Source organism: Devosia sp. Root685, assembly GCF_001427875.1.
GTDB lineage: Bacteria > Pseudomonadota > Alphaproteobacteria > Rhizobiales > Devosiaceae > Devosia.
The window spans coordinates 1,819,390-1,825,642 of sequence record NZ_LMHK01000001.1 but is presented as its reverse complement, the minus strand read 5'-3'; the positions used below and the strand labels follow the sequence as shown (position 1 = coordinate 1,825,642).

Annotated in this window: 7 protein-coding genes; 3 read left to right on the top strand and 4 right to left on the bottom strand. The window is 60.0% G+C overall.

Annotated elements, in window-relative coordinates:
- Window positions 1–13: 13 nt before the first annotated feature.
- The 3 genes from ASD83_RS20620 to ASD83_RS08720 all read right to left on the bottom strand — a co-directional run bounded on the left by ASD83_RS20620 (window position 14) and on the right by ASD83_RS08720 (window position 3,484).
- Window positions 14–956 (bottom strand): IS630 family transposase gene (locus ASD83_RS20620; protein ID WP_156385843.1). Its coding sequence is split into 2 segments (ribosomal slippage): window positions 14–610 and window positions 612–956, totalling 942 coding nucleotides; the frame shifts between segments, so codons are not numbered across the junction.
- Between the two features lie 549 nt (window positions 957–1,505).
- Complete coding sequence (groL, locus tag ASD83_RS08725; RefSeq protein WP_056309727.1) at window positions 1,506–3,146, bottom strand: chaperonin GroEL; 1,641 nt, start codon at window positions 3,144–3,146, stop codon at window positions 1,506–1,508.
- Between the two features lie 47 nt (window positions 3,147–3,193).
- Window positions 3,194–3,484 carry a co-chaperone GroES gene (locus ASD83_RS08720; RefSeq protein ID WP_046144411.1) on the bottom strand — a complete coding sequence of 97 codons (291 nt, stop codon included), beginning with the start codon at window positions 3,482–3,484 and terminating at the stop codon, window positions 3,194–3,196.
- 181 nt (window positions 3,485–3,665) lie between these two features.
- On the opposite strand from ASD83_RS08720, the gene ASD83_RS08715 reads away from it, so the two are divergent.
- From ASD83_RS08715 to ASD83_RS08705, 3 genes are all read left to right on the top strand, one after another.
- Window positions 3,666–4,022: a DUF427 domain-containing protein gene (locus tag ASD83_RS08715; RefSeq protein WP_056309725.1), complete on the top strand. Its 357-nt coding sequence runs from the start codon at window positions 3,666–3,668 to the stop codon at window positions 4,020–4,022.
- Between the two features lie 115 nt (window positions 4,023–4,137).
- Window positions 4,138–4,329 (top strand): hypothetical protein, encoded by a 192-nt coding sequence (locus ASD83_RS08710; RefSeq protein WP_056309722.1) that lies wholly within the window; start codon window positions 4,138–4,140, stop codon window positions 4,327–4,329.
- Window positions 4,330–4,359: 30 nt separating this feature from the next.
- Window positions 4,360–5,325: a DMT family transporter gene (locus ASD83_RS08705; protein WP_056309721.1), complete on the top strand. Its 966-nt coding sequence runs from the start codon at window positions 4,360–4,362 to the stop codon at window positions 5,323–5,325.
- A 175-nt stretch (window positions 5,326–5,500) separates the two neighbouring features.
- Here the strand turns inward: ASD83_RS08705 and ASD83_RS08700 are convergent, their stop codons facing one another.
- On the bottom strand, window positions 5,501–6,037 hold the full coding sequence (locus tag ASD83_RS08700) for a dihydrofolate reductase family protein (protein ID WP_056309719.1): 537 nt from the start codon (window positions 6,035–6,037) through the stop codon (window positions 5,501–5,503).
- Window positions 6,038–6,253: the final 216 nt, after the last annotated feature.

Here is a 6,253-nt window from a genome sequence, read left to right as displayed (position 1 = left end):
GAGCATTTCACGTTTAGGTAGCTCTGTAGCCGGCGTTGGCGATATAATTTGCGCACTCAGATGGCTCGATGGCCTGTACGAGATGGCCAATGTGTCGCCATGTGTCTTCGAGAGTGCGGCGCTGAGCCATGCGCATCCAGTGCTTGATCTTTGAGAAGGCCTGCTCGATGGGGTTGAGGTCGGGGGAGTAGGCGGGCAGATACCAGAGTCTGGCGCCTCGGGCGCGGATGGCACGGCCGATCTCGACGGCCTTGTGGCTGCCCAGATTGTCCATCACCACGATGTCGCCGGGGCCGATTGTGTCGAGCAGTTGCTGGTCGATCCAGGCGCGGAAGGTCTGGCCGTTGATCGGACCGTCGAAGACACAGGGAGCGACGATCCCATCAGAGCGCAGAGCAGCCACAAAGGTCATGGTGCGCCAGTGACCATGGGGTGCGTAGCCGCGCAGCCGCCCGCCCTTTGCGCCCCAGCCCCGGATCGGAGCCATGTTGGTTTTGATCCAGGTCTCGTCGATGAACACCAGACGCCTGGGATCAAGATGAGGCTGGATGCTCTTCCAGCGGGCGCGCCGCCGGGCGATGGCGGCACGGCCCTGCTCAAGCGCGAACAGGACTTTTTTTAAAGCTCAGCCCCTCGCGCCTCATGAACAGCCACACCGCATTGTGTGACACCTTCACCCCGCGTGCCGCCAGTTCATCTTTGAGACCGTGCAACGTCAGGTGCGGGGTCTGGGCAATCCGCTCCAAAATAAAGGCCCGGTGATCTGTCAAAACCGGACGGCGATGCCCGCCCATCTGGCTAGGCGCCACCGAGCCCGTCAACCGATGGCGCCGGCTCCACTTGATGGCCGAGGACACCGAAATACCAAACCGGGCCGCCGCCGCTCGGCAACTCTCCCCGGCCAAAACCGCAGCCACAACACGTTCACGAAGATCAGTCGAAAGAGGTGCCGCCATCGATGCTGGCCTCCAATCCAGCATCAATCTTGAATCACAACTCACCAAAAACTGGAATCCCCAGAGTCAGCCTCACAGTGAAACGGCCTNCCGCAGCCACAACACGTTCACGAAGATCAGTCGAAAGAGGTGCCGCCATCGATGCTGGCCTCCAATCCAGCATCAATCTTGAATCACAACTCACCAAAAACTGGAATCCCCAGAGTCAGCCTCACAGTGAAACGGCCTAGCAAATTGAGCGACGCTGCCGCTCTCGCTGTGGGCCGTGTGCTCTCGGCAGGGGGCTGTTTTTGGTTCGGCATGTGTCGTTGCCATCCCCGAGATAGCATCAACAAAAAAGGCGCTGCGTTGCCGCAGCGCCTTTCCACGAAGGTCGTGACTGGGAAGAAACGAGCTTCGAAGCCTTTTGTTCTTTAGGCGGCAAGGCCGCCCGGCAGTCGTCTGCCGCGCCCGCGCAGGGCAGCGATTGGCCCAGCGCGGATTTTAGCGCGTCGGGCCAATTGCGAAACGGCCCGTGAGCGAAGGGGGAATCTAATTCGCTTTCGCGAATTAGAAGTCCATGCCACCCATGCCGCCCATGCCGCCGCCGCCCGGCATTGCCGGTGCTGCGTCCTTGGGGGCTTCGACGATGATCGCTTCGGTGGTGATCAGGAGCGATGCAACCGAAGCGGCATCCTGCAGAGCATGACGGACGACCTTGACCGGGTCGATAACGCCGAGCGCAACGAGGTCACCATATTCGCCGGTCGCAGCGTTGTAGCCGAACGCCGGAGCCGAGTTTTCGAGGATCTTGCCCACGACGACGGAGCCTTCGGCACCGGCATTGTTGGCGATCGTGCGCACTGGCTCCTGAAGAGCGCGGCGAACGATGGCGATACCAGCTTCCTGGTCGGCATTGATGCCCTTGGCCTTGATGTTGGCCGAAGCGCGGAGGAGGGCAACGCCACCACCGGGAACGATGCCTTCTTCAACGGCAGCGCGGGTCGCGTTCAGAGCGTCGTCGACGCGATCCTTGCGTTCCTTGACTTCCACTTCGGTCGAACCACCGACCTTGATCACGGCAACGCCGCCAGCGAGCTTGGCAAGACGTTCCTGCAGCTTCTCGCGGTCGTAGTCCGAGGTGGTTTCCTCGATCTGTGCCTTGATCTGGCCAACGCGGCCCTGGATGTCTTCGGCTGAACCGGCGCCGTCGACGATGGTGGTGTTTTCCTTGGTGATTTCAACGCGCTTGGCAGTGCCGAGCATGTCGAGGGTCACGTTCTCGAGCTTGATGCCGAGATCTTCGGAGATCACCTGGCCACCGGTGAGGATGGCGATGTCTTCGAGCATTGCCTTGCGGCGATCGCCGAAGCCAGGAGCCTTGACGGCAGCAACCTTGAGGCCGCCACGCAGACGGTTGACGACGAGGGTCGCGAGAGCCTCACCTTCGATGTCTTCGGCAATGATCAGCAGCGGGCGCTGGGACTGAACCACAGCTTCGAGGATCGGCAGGATAGCCTGCAGATTGCCGAGCTTCTTTTCGTGCAGCAGGATGATCGGGTCCTCGAGGACAGCGGTCATCTTTTCAGCATTGGTGACGAAGTAGGGCGAGAGGTAGCCACGGTCGAACTGCATGCCTTCAACGACATCGAGTTCGGTTTCGGCGGTCTTGGCTTCTTCGACGGTAATGACACCTTCGTTGCCGACCTTCTGCATGGCTTCGGCGATCATGTCGCCGATGGAGGTTTCGCCATTTGCCGAAATGGTGCCGACCTGGGCAACCTCGGAGGACGAAGTGATCTTCTTGGACGAAGCCTGGAGCGAGGCGACGACTTCAGCGACGGCGAGGTCGATACCGCGCTTCAGATCCATCGGGTTGAAGCCGGCGGCAACAGCCTTGACGCCTTCGACAACGATGGCCTGGCCGAGAACGGTCGCAGTGGTGGTGCCGTCACCGGCAACGTCGTTGGTCTTGGAAGCGACCGAACGGAGGAGCTGGGCGCCGAGGTTTTCGAACTTGTCTTCAAGTTCGATTTCTTTGGCAACCGAAACGCCGTCCTTGGTGATGCGCGGTGCGCCGAAGGACTTTTCGATCACGACGTTACGACCCTTGGGGCCGAGGGTAACCTTCACCGCATTGGCGAGGATGTTGACGCCGCGCAGCATTTTTTCGCGGGCGTCGGTCGAGAATTTTACTTCTTTAGCAGCCATGTGAGGCGCTCCTTAGAATGGGTTAAACGACTGGAAACGCGAGGGTTTTAGACCTCGACGATACCCATGATGTCGCTTTCCTTCATGATGATCAGGTCTTCGCCGTTGAGCTTCACCTCAGTGCCGCTCCACTTGCCGAAGAGCACGCGATCGCCGGCCTTGACGTCGAGAGCATTGATCTTGCCGTTCTCGTCGCGGGCGCCGGGGCCAACCGAAACGATCACGCCCTCAGAGGGCTTTTCCTTGGCGGTGTCGGGGATGATGATCCCGCCTTTGGTCTTTTCTTCACTGTCGACGCGACGGACGACCACGCGGTCATGCAGGGGACGGAAGCCCATGATTTTTTCCTCTTGGCATCATTTCTGGTGCAATTCTGAGCCTGTTAGCACTCGAAGTGGGTGAGTGCTAGCAAGGTGACCGGATATAGGGATGCGGCGGCAAGAGAGTCAAGGTTGGGTGAACGGAGATTTTGTTCATGCGTTAACATGGCAAGATGAACCTCATGCAAAGGAGGCTGCTGTGGCCGCCGACGAGACGACTTCCATTGTGAGCCCGATTGCCGGACGCGTGCATATCTATTTCGATGATGGCGAAATCGCGAGCAGCATCAATGCCTTACGGCTAGAAGAGCCGGGCAGGGAGCCGCAGGTTTTCGTGCCGCTCGATCATGTGCATCCCGGCATTCTGGAGCTTTCGGAAACGCGGCGCGAGGAGCCGGGGAAGGGCGAGGCGCATTACTATACGATCAAGACCCTGACCGCCGACGGGCCGGACGAGGCCTGGTATTATCCCTTTGCCGATGGGGAATATGGGCCGATCCGCGACCTCATCACCTTCGGTGGCGAGCGCGTCAAAGTGAGTGTTTCCGAGGTCTAGCGGTTAGCAGACTGTTAACATCGAGACTGACCGCAAGCCGATAAGGGGAATGGGGCGCCAATCGAGCCCCACTTTCCGCTTCCTTCCGCGCGGCATGTGCTGCATAAGGCGAGACATGAGCGAACAATCTTCCTACCAGATCAAGCTGCGCCTCAAGGGCGGCAGCGGCCCGAATGCCAACTGGCATTGGGAAATCCTCGACGGCGAAAAGGTCATCAAGACCGGCAGCGCAGTCGGTCCCGAGCACAAGGCCTTCGCGACCGCGCGGATCGCCAAAGAGAAGCTGGAAAAAACCCAGTCCAAATAAGCCGGCCCAAGAGGCCTGCCGGATAGCAGCATGTCCGCCCCCGACGACCATCCCACCTTGGCCCCATCCGTGCACACGGCAAACCCGATGCGCGGCATTATGCTCAAGGTGGTGTCGGTCTGTTTCTTCGTCGTCATGGCGACGATGCTGAAGGCGACCCAGACCGTGCCTTCGGGCCAGATGGTCTTCTTCCGATCTTTCTTTGCACTTCTGCCGGTGCTGGCCTTCCTTGCCTGGAAGGGCCGGCTCGGCAATGCATTCGCGACCAAGCGCCCGGTCGGGCATATCCTGCGCGGTCTCGTCGGCGTTGCCTCGATGAGTCTCGGGTTTTTCGCGCTGACGCGCCTGCCGCTGCCCGAAGCGACGGCGATCACCTATGCGACCCCGTTGCTGATCGTTATTTTTTCGGCCGTGCTGCTCAATGAGCGCGTGCATTTGTTTCGCTGGACCGCGGTTGTGGTCGGCCTTGTCGGTGTGGTGATCATCCTCTGGCCGCGCTTGACGGTTTTTTCCGGTGGTGAGGCGCTCGGCAATGCCGAGGCGGTGGGCGCGCTGGCGGCTCTCCTCGCGGCGATATTGTCGGCTTTCGCCATGATGGCCGTGCGCAATCTCGTCCATACCGAGCGCACCGAGGCGATCGTTACCTACTTCTTCATCAGCGCCAGCGTGCTCTCGCTGCTGACACTGCCCTTTGGCTGGGTATGGCCGACCCCGCAACAGGCCGCGCTATTGATCGGCGCCGGCTTTTTCGGCGGCATCGGGCAATTGCTGATGACCTCGTCCTATCGCCATGCCGACATGTCGGTGATCGCGCCGTTTGAATATGTGTCGCTGATCCTCACTATTCTCATCGGCTATTTTATCTTCGCCGACGTGCCGACGCTGACCATGATTCTTGGCGCGGTGATCATCATCGGTTCGGGCATCGCTGTGATTCTCCGCGAGCACCGGCTGGGGCTTGATCGGGTGAAATCCAAGGAAGCCAATACGCCTTGATTTGCTCTTTGATGATGCAATGCCGCCCGCGGTAGCGCTGGAGGCCTCATGGTGAGGTGCGCAGCGTAGCGCAGCCTCGAACCACGAGGGCGGGCGAGTGGAGGTTCGTGCCACGCCCTCGCCCTTCGAGGCTTTGCTTTGCAAAGCGCCTCAGGATGAGGACTACTGGAAAGCCCTAGCGCTTGACGCGATAGTGGTCTTGCACAAGGCCGGAGGGGAAGGATTTGGTATTGAGGTGCTCAAGGACGACATCCTCGTCCAATGGTCCAAAAAGTGAAATACCGTCGCCGAGGAGGATGGGGATGCGGCTGATGATCAGGTCTTCGACAAAGCCGGCGCGGAGGAATGACTGGATGAGTTTTCCGCCATCGGCATAGATGCGTTGCCAGCCGCGGGATGCGGCGAGGTCCATCGCCTCTTCGGGCGTTGCGGCAATGAATTCGACCTTGCCTTTGAGTTGATCGGGAACGGTGGCCGGGTCGAGGCTGCGGCTGAGAACCAGGACGGGTTTTTCGTAATACCATTGGTCGAAGGTGACGACCTTTTCATAGGTCCCGCGGCCCATGATGATGCCGTCCATCTTGGCGATATGGGCATTGTAGCCATGGTCTTCGCCAAGGCTCGAAAAGCTCGTCAGCCAGTCGATGTCGTCATTCTTGCGGGCGATGAAGCCGTCGAGGCTGGTGGCGATAAAGACATGGGCTGATGGCATGAGAAAGCTCCTGTGAACGCAGGAGGGGTAACCGTGAGGTGTGTCAGGGGGTGGCAGGAGGGGTGCCATAGCGGCGTCATTCCCGCGAAAGCGGGGAGCTCGTGACGCCGAAAACGGAGATTCCCGCTTACGCGGGAATGACGCCGGGGTTTGCAAGGGGCGTGGCGTCGCAGCATAGGGGCACACCCTCGTGGTTCGAGGCTTTGCTCTGCAAAG

Coding starts and splice junctions, on each gene's coding strand:
- groL (WP_056309727.1), bottom strand. CDS start 3,146: ATGGCTGCTAAAGAAGTAAAATTCTCGACCGACGCCCGCGAAAAAATG.
- ASD83_RS08700 (WP_056309719.1), bottom strand. CDS start 6,037: ATGCCATCAGCCCATGTCTTTATCGCCACCAGCCTCGACGGCTTCATC.
- ASD83_RS08710 (WP_056309722.1), top strand. CDS start 4,138: ATGAGCGAACAATCTTCCTACCAGATCAAGCTGCGCCTCAAGGGCGGC.
- ASD83_RS08720 (WP_046144411.1), bottom strand. CDS start 3,484: ATGGGCTTCCGTCCCCTGCATGACCGCGTGGTCGTCCGTCGCGTCGAC.
- ASD83_RS08705 (WP_056309721.1), top strand. CDS start 4,360: ATGTCCGCCCCCGACGACCATCCCACCTTGGCCCCATCCGTGCACACG.